A 17,786-nucleotide genomic window follows, 5' to 3' on the forward strand; every position below is an offset into this window, starting at 1 on the left:
TTTTTGTTAATATACTATTAATTCTCTTATATAAGAACAAAATGTCTCGAAATCGCTGCTTATTGTGCTGTGGCTAAGAACGCTGATAGATCTTTAAATTTCTCCGGAAAATACCGCACTAATTGATGGGAAAGATTGTAGGATGCAAAGTTCTCATCTCTTATTTTTCCATCGGTGTCTACAAGGATATAACGTGGAATGCCATTGAAATGAAAGAGTTCGCGTAGCGCAAGGTATTCGTCATCTTTGATGCGGTAGGAGTTGATCATGGAATTTTTAGCATTGTAATCATCAAAGAATGCTTTTTCGGTACCTTGTTCGTCGGTAATGAAAACAAAGTCTAGATCGGGATGGTCTTTCAACTTCTGTCTTACGGACAGGCTGTTTTCAATGCCCGCGCGGCAGGGGCCGCACCATTGTGCCCAGAAATCAATGACCAATACCTTTCCTTTGTGCGCTGCGATAATATTTTTGAAAACTTGACCGCCATAGCTGTCGGGCACCTCATAGCCTATACGTTTTTGAATAGTCTGTTGGTGCAAGCGTTGGTTTTCGGCTTGCAAGTAAGGATGTTCTACGGCCTGATCGAATTTATCGCGTAATCGATGGAGGGCACTGTCCGTCCTGGCATATGGGTAAGCAGATTTTAAATCCCTAAGTTTGGCAACGTTGTAAAGGAAGGGCAGTTCATCGTAGCCTGATCGTATGAGGAACGCGCTGTCTATTTTTTTATAGGTATCCTCACCTTGAAATTCCATGCGGGCGTATAAGGGCGAAAACTCTAAGCGGTTAATCAATGTCGAGAATTCGCTCGATACCATCAACGTCGGATCGCGAAGATCAATTTTTTGAAGAAATTCATAATAGGCTGACGTTATTGGACGCTTCACTATTTCGTTATCCGGATTTGTTGTCGCCAAATAGTCTCTATTAAAGGTAAAATCAAAGAGCAAATTGCAATAGGTTAAATCAACTTTGTTATATAAAAGTTTAGTGGTAATAGGGTGGAAGTTCTTGTCCACCAAGAAATTGTCTAGGCGTCTACGCTCATCGGCCCATGTTGTTGATGTGCGCTGCAGGAAATCTTCTGCTGTTGTCGTGAGCCGTTCTTCCAAAAATTTTCTGTAGTCTATTACTGCCTGCTTGTAGCTCGTCAATTGTTCATTGATAGCAGCTGTAGCACCAAGGTATTTGGTATGTTGAAAGTTGTAACGCTCATCAGACTGTTGGCTCGCGGCAAGGAAATCATCCCAATCCAATAGCAGGCCAACGGTTTGTCCGGGTTCAGCATACATGTCGATCCATTGGTCGTTTATCAACAACTGCAATACTTTTGGATATCCGATGACGAGCGTCGTTTCAAAACGACCGTCTTCTTGGATACGGATAGTCGTGGGGAAATCTTCGTTGGTAAGATCGTTGCTGTAATATATAATACCGCTGCTAAATCCCGCACTGCGTGCGTAGCCACGTAGGTAACCCACAATTTTAACGGTATCGCTACCAAAGAAATTCGTTTCCTGAAGCGCTATCGAGGCTTGTTTTTTTGATTTCGCCAGTTCCTGTTCCAGCCAAGATGTTATCGCTGTGGGCAAGGCTTTTATTTTTCCTGTACGATGTGTTTCAGTAGTACTGAATTGCTCTGCGGTTTCTTTGATAGTTTGCGCTTTGCATGGATCCGCGTGAAGGGAGAGGATGCAAAGGCTAAGGATGTACCATTTTAGTATTTTCATTGTGCAAGGATTAATGAGTTAGTTCTTGCCTTAAAAATACTAAAATGGTTTTATAATAGACTGTTGATATTCAATTTATTGGTGCCTATTTTTAAAGATTTTCTAGGTAGTCCATATAAGCTGGGACGCTTTGTTCTACCCATTCTGCTGTAGCATTGTATTCTAACCCGTAGAACGCAAAGAATGGCCTATAGTCCGCTTTGATATAATCAAAGGTGAGTTCAAATGGTCTCAACAACTCTTGCATGGTATACTTGTATTTTTCGTTTGCCTGATACTCATGTTCATCAACGCCAACCGACATGGCTAATCCGATGCGCTTATTCGACATTTTGTATCCGCTCTTACTTCCATAAGCCCAGCCATGCAGCAGTACCTCATCGATCCATTTCTTAAGAAATGCAGGACAACTGAACCAGTAAAATGGAAATTGAAACACAATCTTATCGTATTTTTCCACTAATTTTTGTTCAGCGTCCACGTCAATTTGCCCATCAGGGTACACACGGTGCAACTGGTGTATAACATATTGATCCGGATATTTCTCGAGTTCCTGTACCCACCGTTTGTTCACGACGGATGTAGTAAGGTCTGGGTGTGTTACGATTACCAATGTTTTCATGATCGTCATATTTTTAACATTATATGGTACAAAAATACAGGCTCCGAAGCGTAAACACTATATTAGCTACCCATTGTAAGGTACTATAAAAAATGTAAGTGATGTCTAAAATCAAACAAACGTCAACGAACTATGCCAATAAGGTGGCGCTGGCCGATGAATGTTCGGAAGTTTATGCTGCCAATATCATTGGTGGACAATGGGCGCTCGCTATTTGTTCTTGGCTACTGGAGGGGAAGTTGAGGTTTGGCGAGCTGAAGACGCGATTGCCGAATATCACGGAGCGTATGCTCACGCTGCAACTGCGTAAGCTGGAAGATACAAGCGTTGTGAAAAGAACGGTCTATGCCGAAGTGCCCTTGCGAGTGGAATATGAATTAACGGAGATCGGCCAAGAATTAGGTCCCATCATCAAACAATTGGAGAAATGGGGAGATAAGCATCGGAAAATCGAGGAAAATAAGTAATTGATCGTTTCCTAATGATGAAAATAAGCCGAAGCTGCACAATCTTTAACGTAAAAAGAGCAAAAGCTCGGGGGCCTTTGCTCTTCGCAATTAATGTATAAAGAATAGTTGTTTGTGCTGTTCTTAAGAAGCTTGATGAAGCTCTTGCTTTTCGTTGGATTCTTCCAAAATGGCCATCAATAATAGATAGTAGCCCTTTTCTAATCCTAGTTTTGCTGCTTGTAATTCTATAGTTTCCATATGGCTGTGTATTAGTGTTTAATATTACATTCTGTTGATAAACTATTTTCAAAGCTTATGCCAAAATTGTACGAAAAGTCGAAAAAAGCATTTTTCACATTGCATTTCCGTGAAATTTCGATGTGTTATCGTATATATTGTATTGGATACGTATAAATACGTTGTTCATGAGCCCGTGCTTGCCTTACTATCCTTTTGCTTTTCGTAGGGTGAACATGCTCACTTCGGGACGCACATTGAATCGTACTTTTATGGAATGACCTAAGCCTCTGTTGACATACAGGGTTCTACCACCTTCGAGCTGGACTAGCCCTTGTGCATAATTTTTGTTTTTTATCGGTAATATGGGTGCCGGCAAAAAAGGAGGCTTGCATTGTCCTCCATGTGTATGCCCAGCTAAAATCCATCCATTGTAACCGTTCCAAATGGGAAGATCGCTGGCATCCGGATTGTGGCAAAGGACTATTGTCGGCATTTGCAGATTGGCTTGTGTAAGTACCTTCTCTGGAAAAAAGTTGCTGGCCCAAAGATCATCAATACCTATAAACTGTAAACCATGGAAACTTACGCGTGCATTGCGGAGCATCCGGATTCCTTTCTTTTCCAACATGCTGCAAATTGTATCGGCAATTTCGGGCTGTCTCCAGTTTTTGCCATAATCGTGGTTGCCTAAAATGGCGGCGGTGCCATATTTTCCTAAGGCCATATGGTCAACGATCTGCTGAAGCGCGGCGTAGGGCGCTTTTCCATCGACCAAACTGATGAAATCGCCGGTGTAGACAACAAAATCCGGCTTCATAGCGTCCACCTTTTTCAGTGTGCTGATAACGTAGTTGTTATCTACGCGATCGCCAATATGGAAATCGCTAATTTGTACAAGTGTACTGCCCTCGAGCGACGGCGGAAGTGCCCGGATAGGCATGTCCTGTCTCGTAAAGTCAACCCATACAGGTTCAATTTGCCAAGTGTAAAGACCAATAAGCACAGCCAAGGCCAAGCTTAGCCATCCCGCTTTTTTCAGAAGTTTTTGACGATTCATACCATTTAAGCTGATGAACCTAATTTAGGCAAAATCTTGGAATGCGATCTATGTATTGATCTATAATAAAAAAAGCTAAACAAATTTGATTTCGGAACGTTTTTTACTTCGTACATATCCTATAAGCTTGATTTATGAAAAAACACTTTTTAACGATTGCGTTATTTTTTTGCGCTGGCAAGTACCTACGGGCAAGAGCGTCATAGTAAGATCGATACCAAAGATTTAACTGAAAGTCAGTTGTTGCACATTGACCAGCTGGCTACACAAGATGGTTGGGTGCTTATTTCGCACAATGGTGACCATTATCTAAATAACTTTTCAAACCCTGATTATCATCTCCGCATGCAGCTCAATCCTTCTTAATCTATACGACCGTAAATGTATCTACTGGAAAAGAGGCACGTTTGTTGAATAACTTTTTGAAATAACAAGCAGATAGACTGGAAGTGCCTAAATGGAATGACTTATGAGTAGAATCGAAACAAAATTTGACATTATACGATTTACGCCCGATGGTAAACAATACTATCCGGCCTCCATGGAACATGAAGATTGGATGTCCGATAACTATGTAAAACATACGGAAGTGGATATTGCGCTGGGCCAATCTCGCTACGGTGGACCGGTGATAGACTTGCCCGAAGGTTTCGAGCATCCGCAAGAATTGAGATTTGCAGGTCAACTGGATTTGGCTAAATTTTCGCCTTTTGACGCGTCGGGGCTCCTGCCCAAAACCGGACAGCTTATTTTCTTTGCCGACTTGTTCACGGATACCGGAAAGGTGATATATGCTGATGTGCCGAATGAAAGGTTGATACGAACAGTTAGGGAACATGAAGATAACTTCTTCTCCGGTGTCCTAGTCGATAATATATTTGCCGAAACAGAAACGCTGGCCGAGCGTTTCCGCGAAGATAGCGATGAGGAAGATGGCCAATCTTGGGATTATTTTGCGGGAACGGAGAAATCAAAAATATTTGGGATTTATACACATTGCCAGTACGAGCAGAAAGAAATTGAGAAAATGGCCTTTTCGGAAAGAGTTTTACTGTTACAGGTTGGAGAGGCCGGCTTTAACGACGACGGTGTTTTTAGTGTGACAATTCCAAAGGACGATTTGAAAAATCTGGTTTTTGATCGTTGTGAATTTGCTTGGGGACAATCCTAAAGAATATCGGACGAGTCTAAAAGGCTTTGACGAGCGTAATCTAGGCTACATCAAGGAAGATTTTAGCAATGAAGACGGAGAGGTGGTGAAACCGCAGTTCTGTACCGCTTCATATTTATTCTAAAAGGCCACGTAAATATTTTTAAATAGAGGGCTTCGTAAAACTTGTTAAAAGGTAACTTTTAAATTACCTTTGTGTAATGAAAGTAAGAGAAGTCATAGCTTTTAAAACTTATTTTGAGGATTTTCTGTTGGAACAACCAAAGAACGTTCAGGACAAGATCTTTAAAATTATGGAGGCTACCGAGACACTTGAACGTGTTCCTTCAAATTACTTAAAACATCTAACCGGAACGGGTGGACTCTACGAAGCAAGAATTCAACTTGGTTCTAACATTTGGCGGGTATTTTGCTTTTTTGACGGAGATAGGCTGGTTATTTTAATGAATGGATTTCAAAAAAAGACACAGAAAACGCCAAAAAGCGAAATCAAAAAGGCTTTGAAAATTAAGGTAGAATATTACGAACAAAAAGCACAAAGCGATGGAAATCAAAAGCTGGAAAAATATAAAAGATAACGTCTACGGAGAAGTCGGCTCGGAAAGAAGGGATGAATTGGAAAGAGTAGCTGAATCTTTTAAGATTGGATTACTATTGAAAAAAGCGCGAGAAGATAAAAATCTAACACAAGCAGAGCTTGCAAAGCTTGTGGACAAAAAACGCGAGTACATCTCTAGAGTAGAAAACAACGGAAGTAATTTGACATTAAAGACTTTATTTGATATTGTCGAAAAAGGCTTAGGCGGAAAAGTGAAAATATCAATTGAAGTATAGTATGCGCAAACATTTGGTGTGGGCAAACTGATCGTTTTTTCTCGTGAATAGGGGAAGTGATACATCGTGCAAAACGAAGAGATCGAAAGGTATTTTAAGAAGCATGGAGTACAAGGACACGATTTTGGTTAGTTCGTCAAGATGATATGGTGTAGGTGTAGGTAATAGATTGTCATTCGTAAAAAAAGGCACACTTGTTGACGTAATATCTTACGTAGATCATTACCGAACTACTGTTTAATCTATTACGAAACCGAAGACATGACAATCATTAAATTGATAGGTCGTGTAAGCAAAAACCTATGGGGGAGCTAGCATTTCAAACCGTCGAAGAGTTGATTAACCATACGCCAAATCGTTTCAAAAACAGAAAGGCGAACCAGCAGGACATCGAAAAAATGAGCGAATGGATGCGCTTGTTCTCTAAATTCTTGCCAACAGTGGGTATCGCACAAGCCGATTTAAAATTGTTGGAGCAGAAGTTAGGCTCTAAAATTCCTGCCGAAATTAAAACGCTTTATGCCTTCATAGGCAATAGCACCGAAGCTTTAAAAGAAGAGAGCCTCAAGCTACATGATTTTCAATTGCTCCATACAAACGACTTTTGGATAGAGAAAGACGTCATCATCAAAGATTATTACACAGAGGAAGACTGGTTTAAAACCGACGTTCTGGTTTATGCTAGCTTAAAGAAAAAAAAAAAAGCCCTTTACGGTGTAGACTTGATTAACGGCTGGGGGCTATATTACCAAAAAGACTGGTTTTGGCAAAAGGACGATATGCCGCTCTTTCAAAAATTAACCTCGCTTTATGTCAATGTCATCATCGCCAATAAAGCCAATGTTATCAAAACGAAGGTGAAAGGAATAACAGGTATCAAACGCGACAACAAAGCAGAAGAACTGTTTAAAGGCACAATGCTCAGGTTGCCCGATTTTGAGCACTACGAACATACCATTTTTATCAGCGAAGAACTAGACCTTGTGGGGTGGCTCAGGGCGGGAATGGGCATTGATTTTCTGGTTGGTAGCGATAAAAAAGAAAGCCTAACAAATGTCATTGAAAAATTTGCTTTTACCAGCGCCAAATTTCTGAAAGAAGAAAGCAAATGAAAACACTACTCTCCATATTGATTTTACTGTTACAGCAATCAGCTAATGCACAAAGCGATCCCGAGCTATTTCCCGTTAACGATAGAAAAGCGGGTTATCTTGGCTATTACCTAAAAGACGGAACAAATGTGGTGAAGCCGCAGTTCTGTAGCGCTTCGTACTACACCGATGGCTATTATATGGTTTCCAAAGCCGAGCACGAGTACGATGCCAATGGCAGAAGAAAAGAAGCGCATATTCCCAATACCGAAAGATATGGCTTGCTTGATAGCAAAGGTAATTTTATCATCGATTTTAGCAGCGGCTACAGCTTTGTTGGGGTAAGCAACGGTGTTATTTATGTGATAAAAGACAATCGTTATGGTACCGTAAACGAAAAGAACGAAGTGCTCATTCCCATAATATATGAGGAACTGGAAGTAAAAGGCAAGAACTGGATAAGCGTTAAGCGGAATGGCAAATACGCCATCCTCAACCCTTCAGGGAAACCGATTATTCCCTTTCAATACGATTACTTCTTAGGTGATATGTTGATAGACGAAGCTAAGAACGAATTTTTGACCATTGTAGCTATCGGCGATAAAAATGGAGTCATCAATCAGCGCAATGAATGGGTAGTACCACTTAGCACCATGAACTTAATTGGGGTAAGCAAGGTTTCGGTAATTGCCAAGAAGAATAACCAATACGGGCTGCTCGACCATAACTTAAAACCCATATTACCTTTCGAATTTGAAAGTTTAACATTTGATGAGGGAAAGATTGTGGGCAGCAAAGATGGAATTGAGTATAATTATACCATGGATGGAAAGCTGTTGAACAGAAAAGAGGTGCCAAAAGAGGGCACAAAAAGCATGGATTAAATAACTGTTTATTCCTTTGACAATGAAGATGATGACGCATACCTGTGCAATGTTAAAGATGGCTGTTGCTTGCATCGTGCTGCTATTGGCTTGTGGGAGCAATACAGAAAAAGCAAAAAATAGTAAAAGTGAAACCAATTTAATGAAGCAGGGAACGGTAAAATATAAAAGCGACAGCACCAATGAATTAACCTTAGATTTTAAGCATTTGACCTATTGGTATGACGAGGAATATGCACCAAAGCCCGGTGAAGATGTGGGATATACCTATAACTCAAGAGGAAAATTTTCGATCCAAAATGACACACTTACTTTATTGTCTGCAATGCCCTCAGAGATAGACACGCAAAAAGGTTGGACAACCAATACCGAGTTTTTACCCTTGTACGCAACACATGAAAAGCTCAAGGAGAATACGGTTAAAATCTATTTTGACAATATTGCCGAGCCCGATTATTACCTAGCATACGAGCTCACAGTTAGGGGATTTGAGAAACTGACCATCGAGGAAGTTCGGTCTTTGGAAAGCCCCAAATACCTCAAGGCCGAAAAAGATACCCTATTGCTGTTTAAATATGCGCTCGTCACAAAGCCTAAAAGTAATAAGCTTTTAATCGTTGACAAAGAAAATCCCAACAACAGTTATTTTTTCGACTTGGATAAAACACCTTCCTCGTCGTTTCATTTTTATACCCGTGCGTATTGGAGTTATTACGATTTTACCGGTCTGAAATTTAAGATGTCCAGCAATAGCCTACAGCTCATCGATGAGGGCAGGCTTAACCGCTATGAACACAGTGTTATTAATAAGGTTTTTGAGAAGCAATAGTTAATCATTTTCAATGGTAAGTGTAGATCAAACAGTTATAAAATAAAAGTAATATGGAATTCCTCAATAGTAATTTGGCCAATTATGTTGAACATGCCTTAACGGCTGTTCAAGAAGCCACATTCGTCTCGATGCATATCCATCCCGTTTGGGAAGACAATGATGAGATTTTGGTCGGCAGAAAAATTCATGTCCTACCCATGTATCATAAAGAATTTACATCCTCCATTGCGCAATTGATTAATGAAATAGCAGCAGGGGAGGTCCTGCTATAAAGTTGAAAGTTAGCAGCGGCTACGTATGAACTGGGACAGTTGTTTATTGAACGCGCGAGAACACGTTGGAAGCTATGCCCATTTGGTACTCAAAAATTTGGGAAAAAGATGTTGCTATCTACGACGAGTAAGAATTGAAATACACACCATTCTATTTTAATACATGATTTAAGATATGAATAACAGGCAAATGATAAAAACCTTGGTCATCGTAGGATATATAACCGTTACGCTAAGTTTCATCGGCTGTGGCGGCTGCTCAAAAAAAGAGGCTGGTTGGGCTTCAGATCAAATGCAAAGGGAAGTTGATCAGATTTCAGACACACATAGTAACAATCTTGAAAATATGGTTATCAAAGCATTTAAGGAGAACTGGGGATCGACAACAGTTCCAACCGAACTGGAGAAGTTGATTGAATTTCAAAACAATGTCTCTGCTCCGGAGTTTTACGTGCATGGGTTTGCCGTCACGATTGATGATAAACAGGGACTCAAAAGCTGGAGTGAGGATCCTACTTTTTTAGAAAAACTGCATCCTTTTGCACAAGCAAACGGTACAGGCTCTTTTTATGCCATATGGCATGATGGCACGGTAAAACCTATTCACGAAATGCCCATTGTGGTGTTTGGTGATGAAGGCGGAACACATGTTGTAGCTGAAAACATACGACAGCTGATGCAGTTAATCACTGTTGATGTCGAAGTTTCCGTCGAATTTGACAAGGTCTATTTTTATAAAGACGACAGCTACCAGGAAAGTAGGGATCTCGAAAAATATCTGAAATGGCTGGGTGGTGCGTATAACCTAAAACAAATTCAAGATCCTGCAAAGATCATTACTGTCGCACAAGCGCAATATAAGCAGGCCTTCGATAGCTGGTTCAAACAGTATTATACAATCGATTAAACCACAGCTTTCTTATTGTATTGATATGGTAAATGACAAAACGATTTGCTTAGCATAAACAAGATATTAACGATGTTGTCTAGCGATTTTTTTTTCTAAAAGGCCTAGTCTATGAAGAATGAGCATTGCTAAACCAAGCTGCTTTGTAACACTTTAAAACAGCAACTACCATGATAAAAAACACCCACATCGTCTTACTAGCCCTATTGCTGGTTACAGGTTGTCGAGATATCGAAAATTCTACGCAAGAAAAAAAGAAGGAGCAGCTAGAAAGGATTGCTCCGCAACATCAAAACCCATCGCCTTCAGCGCCTCTAAACGAAGTGCCTGTAAAACCCATTAAAAAAGATAGATTGGATAGCGTATTTATTGGGAAAACTACACAGGAATTAAACCAATATGAGCTCCACCAATGTTTCGGAACCCTAATAGAGACAACATCGGAAAATGAAAAATATGCTGTTTCCCAATATGCCTTAAACAGGGAAGAATGCGGCAATGGCAAAAGCAAAATTCTTTTAGAAAAACTGCTGGGCTATGATGATGAGCGAAAGGCAAACTTTGCAATCAAAGACGAACTGATCGTAAACCAAAACCATCAAAAATACTATTACGCTTCCGTTAACCTAAAATTAGATGGAGACCAGGTAGCAAAAAATTATCTGGTAGCATATAAAGACAATGCAAACCCTACAATTGCCAAAATCTATAAATTATGGAAAATAAACCTGAGTAGGGGGAAATTCACGAACATTGAGGTGCCAAGAAATTTGACGTTTGATAATCCAAACTATGCAGACGGGATATAAAAATTAATGATATTGCCATGAATCTACAACCGACATCAAAAAACAGATTGAAAAAAGTGCTATCCATCAAATAGCCAAAGCAATAGCTTACGAGTGGAAATAAGAAAATGGAAATCAAAAGCTGGAAAAACAAATGAAAAACCTAATTTACATACTACTGTTAACACTTTTCTCCTGCAAAAGTGCCAACGATTTCTATCAGGGTCGGGTTACGGATGAGGACAACCAGCCGCTGGAAGGCGTGATCGTATCGGAAGATGGAAAAAAGGACAGAAAAACCCAAACTGATGAAAACGGTTATTTTAAACTTGATAGAACACCCGAGTGGTTGGGCGAATTGGTTTTCAGCAAGCATGGTTATAAAACGGATACTGTGCGAACAGTACGAAGCAGAGCAGGCGAGCAGATTTATTACAATTTCATCTATAGCGACACCACACAGGTAAAGCTGCATCGGGAAGAAAGCAAGGATCTCACTTGTGAGCAGCTGTTGACCGCTATGGTAGGGTCCAGCAATGCGCAGGCATTTAAAACATTTGGTCATCAAACCGTTCGCGTGCGACTAAGTGATAGGGCACCCGAAAAATTGACAATTGAGCTTTATGTCGTTAATAACGCGTCGAAAAATCCTGACGATCCGAAATTTGCCGAACATACAGTAGGCTGGCTGGAGTTCCACCGGCCGTCCAAACGCTTGCTCGATATCACCAACGATCCGGAGAACCCTGTGATATTAACGTATGACAGCACATTAATAGCGTCGTTTGATCTTTTTAAGCAATGTGATCCGGCGGCAGAGGTACCCGCATCTAGTGCAAGCACAGCGCCTGACGTTGATGTCATGTTGGAAGAGGATATACTGTTTAATGGGAAACTAACACGTTTTTTTTCCTATGCAGATTTTGAAGAAGTCTTCGGAAAAGCGGACAGCATCAAGCTATTGAAGGATGAGCAGCCCTGTACCTCTATTTTCGAGACCGAAGCGCCAGATGATAAATACCTTTTTAAAAATGGTTCTTGTTTTGAAACCCATGATCAGCAAGTGGCAGTAAGCGAGTTTTACCTACAGCATGGACACTATATTACCTATAAAGGCAATCGTATCGACGAACATAGCTCCATGCAGGATCTCCAAAAGCTCTTTCCTAATTCCGTTAAAAATCGATCGGCCTTGGATAAAGAAGGTAAAGACTGGCTTATCCAGCTTCGCGAGGACAGCAATGGGATATCGGACGGATTGATTAAGCTGTTTTTAAGAAATGGAAAAGCATCGCTTATCCTGTGGTGGTTTCCGTGTTGAAGCAATAGTTTACGATTGGAAATAGCGAAATGTAATGATGAGCCCTCAAAAATGATAACCAACAATCCCAGCGATATCTATTTTTTTAGACCAGACCTGCCGACTATTGATACGGCAATACTGTTTAACATTACGCAAGAAAATGAAGGACTTCGTGTGCAGAATCAGCATGTAAGTTTTCTATTCGCCCATTTGAACGAAAAGGAATTTGACGAAATCTACAATAAGTTTAACCAGCACCTTAACCTTAATTTTGAACCACTGATGGTGAAGAGCAAGGTTGTCGAATTAACGGCACCGGAAAAAGAAAGTTTGTTACAAAGAATCATAATGCACTGGATTTATTACTACACGGTCAACCATCTTCCTGTTCTTGTTCAGCGCTCCGATTTTTTACATCCGCAAACCACAGATGAAGTGATTTGGGCACTCAATGAAAAATTCAACCTGAAAAACAGGGATACCCAATTAAGCTTACTTTTTGGTGCACATATTTTAAGAAGAGATATAGCCGACTACACGGGAGACGTTAAAGGTCGCCGAATATATTACGATAGATAAACAAAAAGATAACATGGAAAAACTGCCACTACATAAACATTCCATTTGGGAACAATTAGATAGCCCTTTCCGCAACGCCGCAGAGGTACCAGCAGTGCTTGAGGAGTTATCAATAACTTTTGACCCTGATCTTTTGGTAGAAATTACCACGGAATACATTACCCATCAAATGAGCTTGTATCAGGTCACCTTTGCTGCATTCCCACATCTTTTAGCCACTTGCGAGAGTGCCGAAGACAGGGATTTTCGACTACAGGCTTTGCTCGACATCACCGTGATGTTCGCCGAATATGGCGGCGATGCGGAGATGGAAGCTATTTTTTTGAACAGCCAATGCAAGCTCGACCGAGTAAACGAGATAAAAACAGCTTTTAAAGAAGCCTTTAAAAGATTAAAAGCAATAGTCCATTCAGCAGAAAACGATATCCTACAAAAAGACGAAAGCGAACGTAAATACTTTTTGCTTGCCTTGGCTGTTGCGTATGAAATTTATCCAGTTGCAGCTATTTTGTGGCGATATCATGATAATGAAGAATATGAATGTAGTTGCCCGCATTGCGATGAAACATTTACCCTTTGGAATGAAGCTGATAAATTGGTAATCTACAAGGAGGATCCCGTGTTTACCAAAACGCAACAAGCATATGCTATACAACCTGCAGCGCTACTACCGTCCTGTTTTTCAAAAACGATAACAGCCGATAAAAATTACGAATGGCTGAGCTATTATATTCATATGTTAAATATCACATCGTTACAAAAAAGCATCGACTATTTATTTGGGAAAGCAAACTGCCCTTATTGCGAAACAGAATTTGATGTATTCGAGAACATTCAATAATCTAATATCAACGTGCGAAGCGCCGAGTTTTTATGCAAGTTTATTCCGAATCAAAAGCGCGAGCAATAGCCAATCAATTCATATCGTTTTATAACATTTGGAAAATAAATGTTATATTGGTTTATCAATTATCGGTCTATATGATGTCGGAGCAGCAGCAGGTTTTCAATATATGGGAAAAGTCCAGCTTTTCCAAGCCTTTGCATCGGGATACCTTCAAAGGCATGCACTTGGCTGCATTGCAGCATCTTGCCGAAAAGTCTTCAGATAAAGAACTATATGTGATCAGGTATGCAGATCATGATTTTGTGTTGCTGGAAGTAAAAGGGACGCTAAGCAAGGACATGCATATTGACCTAGGCGCAACTGGCGTAGGAGGGATGTGGCTATGCCTACAGTTTCAGGGGCAAACGATATTTTCTGCATACGAGCGCCTAGCACCTGAGCGTATGGCTGCTGTCAAGACGCGCGTCGAAGGAACCGATCCCTGTCTCTCGTCTGAAAAGAACTGGGGACTTTTTCTCGGTCTTTCTGCGGCCTTACAGCAGCAGTTGACCATGGAGTTTCCCATACTGAACGATTACTTAACGAAGCAGTTAGAGGGGATACCGCTTCCTGAAGTGCCTATTTCCTACGCGGACAGGCGTCTGTTGGATACGTTTTCAAAGATGAAGTTTGGCTCCTTTTCGACAAAGCATCACCTCGGTCAGCTTTATCTGAAGCTTTACGCTAATTATGCGCAACGCCTACCATACGCTGAAAGGCGATCCACTGACGAATCCAACATACAGCTTTACCACCGCGCGAAGCAGTACATACAGGAAAACTGCATGGAAAAGCTGTTAGACCGGGAAACGCTGGCCGATGCTCTGCATTGCTCCGTGCGAACCATTAATCGTGCCTTCGAAGGGCGTAAGTTGTCGTTGGCGGCGCAGGTGCTTGATGCGCGCCTGCGTAAAGCGAGGGAACTGCTGAAGCACCGGACAGATTTACCGATAGAGCAAATTGCATTGATGCTTTACTTCTATGACGGTAGCCACCTGAATATACATTATAAGAAACGCTTCCACCGTACGCCGCGTCAAGAACGCAAAGAGGTGAAAGCAAAAAGGAGGTAGCGTATGGGAAATAGGTCGCTCGTCTAGCTACGAAAAAGCGTATCCAGCGCGTGCAGTATGAGACTTAATTGCCAGTCTTCCTGATTTTAATGCTGGCTGTAGGAAGGAAAGTGCTAGCAGATACAAAAAAACAGCTAGCCTCTTTTCCTAAAAGGATAGCTGTTGGACAAGATAAGCTAGCAAAGAAGGTAAAAACGCTAGCATGTTAGTTAGAAATGCTAGCACTTCGAGTTGAACAGCTAGCACTTTTTCCGCATATGCTAGATGTTAGGTTTCACATGCTAGCATTTCTATTGTACATGCTAGAACTTCTGATAAAAGAGCTAGCACTTTTTCTGGAGATGCTAGATGTTAGGTTTCACATGCTAGCATTTCTATTGTACATGCTAGAACTTTTGACAAAAGAGCTAGAACTTTTAACAAAAATGCTAGAACTTTTAACAAAAATGCTAGAACTTTTAACAAAAATGCTAGCATTTCTGACAAAAGTGCTAGCATTTTTAAAACGCTATTTTTAGTTTTTTTAGGCGCGGGTAAATATCCCTTAGAGGGCATTTAAAGGCAGTTTTAAGGTGGAAAATAGGAGGGAAATCTCTTGAAAAGTAGGATAAATGAGCCAATCACTTTTTTTGAGTGGACCGTTTTTTGGCTCATATATCCTGTTTTTTAAGCATTTACGATCTCATCTTTGTAGAGCAATTATTTGTTTACTTAAAACTTTAAAAAAATGGCAAGACCAATTTTTAAAAGCACAGACGCAACCGGACTGTTGCGCTATGCAGAGAGCATCTTACTAAAGATGAGACAGAATGCGGATCTTTTTACAGATCCAGTACCCGATTTGGCCAGCTTTGAAAGCTTACTGGAGAACTACCGGAACGCTTTCGCCGAAGCCAGTTTCCGCGACAAGCGGGCGGTGGTTGTCAAGGGAAAGACCGGCCAAGCACTACAGGAAGCTATCTACAGGCTTTCACAGTATGTAGATGCCCAAGCGGAGGGCGATGTAGAGCTGATCTTGGCGGCAGGCTTTATTCCCGGCAGTCCAAGCACTAATCGCATCAATCGGATCCCCAAGGCGGAGAACCTCCGTGTGGAAAACGTGCAGGTGGGAACGGGCATCCTGCGTGCCCGAGTGAGACGCTGGAAACATGCGCGCCTCTATCGCTATGAGTACCGCTTACTCGGCACGGAAACATGGTCCTCCGTGCTGCACAGCCGCTCGGTGCTTGAAGTGCAGGGCTTGGAGATGATGAAGCACTACGAGTTTAGGGTGTCCTATGTGGGAACCAACACCCAGCCCAACTACAGTGATATCATCACGGCTCTAGCCGTATGATCCGCAAAGAGGAAAGGCCCAGGGCTGGCCTTTCCTCTTGTTAAATAGACAGTATAACGATAAATCATGATGAAAACAGAAACTATGTACACTAAACATGCGCTACGGACGATCATCTTGCGATTTGATCGCCAAAAAAAAGCGCCAGCATTTGAAACCTTAGCATTGCGCTATTTTCAGGAGCTCCACGATCGTACCCTACAACTCAAACAACAGGTTCTGCGGGGCAGGAGAGCCGCATTTCCGTTTACGCTGCTGATTGAAGATGTGGAGGAACTGCTTGAGCAGGCCGAGTCTATGTTGCAGCAGCTTTCCGTCATGTTGCCCGAGCATCGGGAAAAACAAACCGTAGAAGAACAACTCCGCAAACTCCTACACGATATCCCGCAGCAACAAGGGGAATTTGTGCAAGACCTCATCCGCGAGACCCAACAGTTTTATCAATATGATAGCGATTTGCAACAGTACGAGCAATGGATGGAGGAAACCGCTTTTCCACAGTTTCATCAAGTGTTTCAACGCTACCAAGAATGTGCGATAGATATTGTTTCCTTCGATCGTGATCTAGAGGATTTTAAAGGTGTTTTGGGAGCGGTAAAGCGGCAGGAGGAAAAGTACTTCGACAGCATGAACGAACTGATAGAGCGATATGACGATCTTAATCAACAGATTGCGGATTTTTTTGACAAGGTGGCCGATTTTGATCCCGGGCTTGTTCCATAAATCGAATAAAAGATGCCGCATTTTAAAATGCTTGTAGCCCCATGAAAAATGAATCGTTTATCGTATTTTTGCTCGGATAGCCTTGCCACACCGAGCACAAACGGGAGAAAGGGAGGTTTTTCAAGGTCGCCAATAGCATGAAAAATATCTTAATTATCAATGCTGATTTGTTTAAAACAGAAGCCACAGAGTTTTTGCTGTCTGCCTATGTCGATGGTGCCCGTCAGGAAAATCATCAGGTAAGAAAGCTGGCCATCGCCGACCAGTTGTTCAATTTCAACCGGCAGTTTCCATCTAGCCAGTCTGCAAAGTTGGAAAGCGATTTAGAAGCCGCGTGGCGACAAATGTTATGGGCAAATCATATTGTGCTTTTCTGCCCCGTATTTGCCACGCATATTCCATCGAAAGTCAATGGCTTTTTTGAACGTCTGTTCAACCAAAATGAACCTTCCATTCATACTTGGCGATCGCAGGCCTTGCACGGCCGATCGGCACGAATTGTCTCCGTTTTGGACGAACGCCTCTTTCAAGAGTGGATGCTCGACAAGACCACTAGCTTTATGGCCATTAAGAAAGAGGTTTTCAAGCGCATGCACATCAACCCTGTGCATACCGCCACCATTGGCCACTTGCACACCTTGGATAATGAATATAGCCAGAAATGGACGAAGAAGCTCTACACATTTGGGCAAAAAGGCATCTAACTTAGAATCTTCAGCAACAATAGTGGGCCTTATCTCGGTTCCATGTTTTCCATCGATTCATGTATAGTTCCGGAGCTGCCGCTTTGCCATCACGAGTGGATTAACCTTTTAAAAACTATTTCGTTCCACAACATTGTTTACCTACTGTCGTTCATGCCCATATTTTGGTTTCTTCCTAACAGCTTTTTTTAACGCTTAAAATTATTGACCAACAAATGAGCATTGCGAACAGTGCTTATCAGATAATTTTTGATATAAATTACTGTTAATTAGCTTGTTGTTGTTTTGCTTTTGTTTCAGGA

General features: G+C 41.4%; 21 protein-coding genes. 18 read left to right on the forward strand and 3 right to left on the reverse strand.

The features are described from left to right. Positions 1 to 59: 59 nt before the first annotated feature. Both SCB77_RS19570 and SCB77_RS19575 read right to left on the reverse strand, forming a co-directional pair. Positions 60 to 1,733 carry a TlpA family protein disulfide reductase gene (locus SCB77_RS19570; protein WP_320183692.1) on the reverse strand — a complete coding sequence of 558 codons (1,674 nt, stop codon included), beginning with the start codon at positions 1,731 to 1,733 and terminating at the stop codon, positions 60 to 62. A gap of 91 nt (positions 1,734 to 1,824) precedes the next feature. After that, a complete protein-coding gene (locus tag SCB77_RS19575) occupies positions 1,825 to 2,355 on the reverse strand; it encodes an NAD(P)H-dependent oxidoreductase (RefSeq protein ID WP_320183693.1) in 531 nt (176 codons plus the stop codon). A gap of 101 nt (positions 2,356 to 2,456) precedes the next feature. On the opposite strand from SCB77_RS19575, the gene SCB77_RS19580 reads away from it, so the two are divergent. Continuing rightward, on the forward strand, positions 2,457 to 2,822 hold the full coding sequence (locus SCB77_RS19580; protein WP_320183694.1) for a winged helix-turn-helix transcriptional regulator: 366 nt from the start codon (positions 2,457 to 2,459) through the stop codon (positions 2,820 to 2,822). A 427-nt stretch (positions 2,823 to 3,249) separates the two neighbouring features. Here the strand turns inward: SCB77_RS19580 and SCB77_RS19585 are convergent, their stop codons facing one another. Next, positions 3,250 to 4,101 carry a metallophosphoesterase gene (locus SCB77_RS19585; protein WP_320183695.1) on the reverse strand — a complete coding sequence of 284 codons (852 nt, stop codon included), beginning with the start codon at positions 4,099 to 4,101 and terminating at the stop codon, positions 3,250 to 3,252. Positions 4,102 to 4,257: 156 nt separating this feature from the next. Here SCB77_RS19585 and SCB77_RS19590 point away from each other — a divergent pair, with 156 nt between their 5' ends. The 17 genes from SCB77_RS19590 (at position 4,258) to SCB77_RS19670 (ending at position 17,484) form a co-directional block, all read left to right on the forward strand. Continuing rightward, complete coding sequence (locus SCB77_RS19590) at positions 4,258 to 4,467, forward strand: hypothetical protein (RefSeq protein WP_320183696.1); 210 nt, start codon at positions 4,258 to 4,260, stop codon at positions 4,465 to 4,467. Between the two features lie 103 nt (positions 4,468 to 4,570). Further along, positions 4,571 to 5,272, forward strand: a complete 702-nt coding sequence (locus SCB77_RS19595; RefSeq protein ID WP_320183697.1) for a DUF1963 domain-containing protein — start codon at positions 4,571 to 4,573, stop codon at positions 5,270 to 5,272. 200 nt (positions 5,273 to 5,472) lie between these two features. Continuing rightward, positions 5,473 to 5,850: a type II toxin-antitoxin system RelE/ParE family toxin gene (locus SCB77_RS19600; protein ID WP_320183698.1), complete on the forward strand. Its 378-nt coding sequence runs from the start codon at positions 5,473 to 5,475 to the stop codon at positions 5,848 to 5,850. Beyond that, a complete protein-coding gene (locus tag SCB77_RS19605; RefSeq protein ID WP_320183699.1) occupies positions 5,816 to 6,106 on the forward strand; it encodes a helix-turn-helix transcriptional regulator in 291 nt (96 codons plus the stop codon). Before SCB77_RS19600 ends, SCB77_RS19605 begins: the two co-directional genes overlap by 35 nt. 302 nt (positions 6,107 to 6,408) lie before the next feature. Further along, entirely contained in the window at positions 6,409 to 7,218 is an 810-nt protein-coding gene (locus SCB77_RS19610; RefSeq protein WP_320183700.1) for a hypothetical protein, read from the forward strand. Next, a complete protein-coding gene (locus SCB77_RS19615) occupies positions 7,215 to 8,081 on the forward strand; it encodes a WG repeat-containing protein (protein WP_320183701.1) in 867 nt (288 codons plus the stop codon). The genes SCB77_RS19610 and SCB77_RS19615 overlap by 4 nt, the downstream gene beginning before the upstream one ends. 22 nt (positions 8,082 to 8,103) lie before the next feature. Next, a complete protein-coding gene (locus SCB77_RS19620) occupies positions 8,104 to 8,910 on the forward strand; it encodes a hypothetical protein (RefSeq protein ID WP_320183702.1) in 807 nt (268 codons plus the stop codon). Positions 8,911 to 8,963: 53 nt separating this feature from the next. Then, entirely contained in the window at positions 8,964 to 9,185 is a 222-nt protein-coding gene (locus SCB77_RS19625) for a hypothetical protein (protein WP_320183703.1), read from the forward strand. Between the two features lie 190 nt (positions 9,186 to 9,375). Next, the gene (locus tag SCB77_RS19630; RefSeq protein ID WP_320183704.1) at positions 9,376 to 10,092 is read left to right on the forward strand and encodes a hypothetical protein; all 717 of its coding nucleotides are present in this window, start codon (positions 9,376 to 9,378) and stop codon (positions 10,090 to 10,092) included. A gap of 170 nt (positions 10,093 to 10,262) precedes the next feature. Then, positions 10,263 to 10,901 carry a hypothetical protein gene (locus SCB77_RS19635; RefSeq protein WP_320183705.1) on the forward strand — a complete coding sequence of 213 codons (639 nt, stop codon included), beginning with the start codon at positions 10,263 to 10,265 and terminating at the stop codon, positions 10,899 to 10,901. A gap of 133 nt (positions 10,902 to 11,034) precedes the next feature. Continuing rightward, positions 11,035 to 12,201, forward strand: coding sequence for a carboxypeptidase-like regulatory domain-containing protein (locus SCB77_RS19640; protein WP_320183706.1), 1,167 nt, complete (start codon positions 11,035 to 11,037; stop codon positions 12,199 to 12,201). Positions 12,202 to 12,252: 51 nt separating this feature from the next. Continuing rightward, positions 12,253 to 12,762, forward strand: a complete 510-nt coding sequence (locus tag SCB77_RS19645) for a hypothetical protein (protein WP_320183707.1) — start codon at positions 12,253 to 12,255, stop codon at positions 12,760 to 12,762. A 13-nt stretch (positions 12,763 to 12,775) separates the two neighbouring features. Then, positions 12,776 to 13,603, forward strand: a complete 828-nt coding sequence (locus SCB77_RS19650; protein ID WP_320183708.1) for a hypothetical protein — start codon at positions 12,776 to 12,778, stop codon at positions 13,601 to 13,603. A gap of 116 nt (positions 13,604 to 13,719) precedes the next feature. Then, a complete protein-coding gene (locus SCB77_RS19655) occupies positions 13,720 to 14,721 on the forward strand; it encodes a helix-turn-helix domain-containing protein (protein ID WP_320183709.1) in 1,002 nt (333 codons plus the stop codon). Between the two features lie 727 nt (positions 14,722 to 15,448). Further along, entirely contained in the window at positions 15,449 to 16,057 is a 609-nt protein-coding gene (locus SCB77_RS19660; protein ID WP_320183710.1) for a hypothetical protein, read from the forward strand. A gap of 66 nt (positions 16,058 to 16,123) precedes the next feature. Continuing rightward, the gene (locus SCB77_RS19665; RefSeq protein WP_320183711.1) at positions 16,124 to 16,780 is read left to right on the forward strand and encodes a hypothetical protein; all 657 of its coding nucleotides are present in this window, start codon (positions 16,124 to 16,126) and stop codon (positions 16,778 to 16,780) included. A 137-nt stretch (positions 16,781 to 16,917) separates the two neighbouring features. Further along, positions 16,918 to 17,484 (forward strand): NAD(P)H-dependent oxidoreductase, encoded by a 567-nt coding sequence (locus SCB77_RS19670; RefSeq protein WP_320183712.1) that lies wholly within the window; start codon positions 16,918 to 16,920, stop codon positions 17,482 to 17,484. Positions 17,485 to 17,786: the final 302 nt, after the last annotated feature.

The sequence above is a fragment of the Sphingobacterium bambusae genome, assembly GCF_033955345.1.
GTDB lineage: Bacteria > Bacteroidota > Bacteroidia > Sphingobacteriales > Sphingobacteriaceae > Sphingobacterium > Sphingobacterium bambusae.

Excerpts from the sequence above, each read along its gene's own strand:
- SCB77_RS19605 (WP_320183699.1), top strand. The coding sequence starts at position 5,816 with ATGGAAATCAAAAGCTGGAAAAATATAAAAGATAACGTCTACGGAGAA.
- SCB77_RS19635 (WP_320183705.1), top strand. The coding sequence starts at position 10,263 with ATGATAAAAAACACCCACATCGTCTTACTAGCCCTATTGCTGGTTACA.
- SCB77_RS19620 (WP_320183702.1), top strand. The coding sequence starts at position 8,104 with ATGAAGATGATGACGCATACCTGTGCAATGTTAAAGATGGCTGTTGCT.
- SCB77_RS19595 (WP_320183697.1), top strand. The coding sequence starts at position 4,571 with ATGAGTAGAATCGAAACAAAATTTGACATTATACGATTTACGCCCGAT.
- SCB77_RS19645 (WP_320183707.1), top strand. The coding sequence starts at position 12,253 with ATGATAACCAACAATCCCAGCGATATCTATTTTTTTAGACCAGACCTG.
- SCB77_RS19670 (WP_320183712.1), top strand. The coding sequence starts at position 16,918 with ATGAAAAATATCTTAATTATCAATGCTGATTTGTTTAAAACAGAAGCC.
- SCB77_RS19610 (WP_320183700.1), top strand. The coding sequence starts at position 6,409 with ATGGGGGAGCTAGCATTTCAAACCGTCGAAGAGTTGATTAACCATACG.
- SCB77_RS19665 (WP_320183711.1), top strand. The coding sequence starts at position 16,124 with ATGATGAAAACAGAAACTATGTACACTAAACATGCGCTACGGACGATC.
- SCB77_RS19650 (WP_320183708.1), top strand. The coding sequence starts at position 12,776 with ATGGAAAAACTGCCACTACATAAACATTCCATTTGGGAACAATTAGAT.
- SCB77_RS19570 (WP_320183692.1), bottom strand. The coding sequence starts at position 1,733 with ATGAAAATACTAAAATGGTACATCCTTAGCCTTTGCATCCTCTCCCTT.
- SCB77_RS19660 (WP_320183710.1), top strand. The coding sequence starts at position 15,449 with ATGGCAAGACCAATTTTTAAAAGCACAGACGCAACCGGACTGTTGCGC.
- SCB77_RS19640 (WP_320183706.1), top strand. The coding sequence starts at position 11,035 with ATGAAAAACCTAATTTACATACTACTGTTAACACTTTTCTCCTGCAAA.
- SCB77_RS19625 (WP_320183703.1), top strand. The coding sequence starts at position 8,964 with ATGGAATTCCTCAATAGTAATTTGGCCAATTATGTTGAACATGCCTTA.
- SCB77_RS19580 (WP_320183694.1), top strand. The coding sequence starts at position 2,457 with ATGTCTAAAATCAAACAAACGTCAACGAACTATGCCAATAAGGTGGCG.
- SCB77_RS19585 (WP_320183695.1), bottom strand. The coding sequence starts at position 4,101 with ATGAATCGTCAAAAACTTCTGAAAAAAGCGGGATGGCTAAGCTTGGCC.
- SCB77_RS19630 (WP_320183704.1), top strand. The coding sequence starts at position 9,376 with ATGATAAAAACCTTGGTCATCGTAGGATATATAACCGTTACGCTAAGT.
- SCB77_RS19615 (WP_320183701.1), top strand. The coding sequence starts at position 7,215 with ATGAAAACACTACTCTCCATATTGATTTTACTGTTACAGCAATCAGCT.
- SCB77_RS19600 (WP_320183698.1), top strand. The coding sequence starts at position 5,473 with ATGAAAGTAAGAGAAGTCATAGCTTTTAAAACTTATTTTGAGGATTTT.
- SCB77_RS19575 (WP_320183693.1), bottom strand. The coding sequence starts at position 2,355 with ATGAAAACATTGGTAATCGTAACACACCCAGACCTTACTACATCCGTC.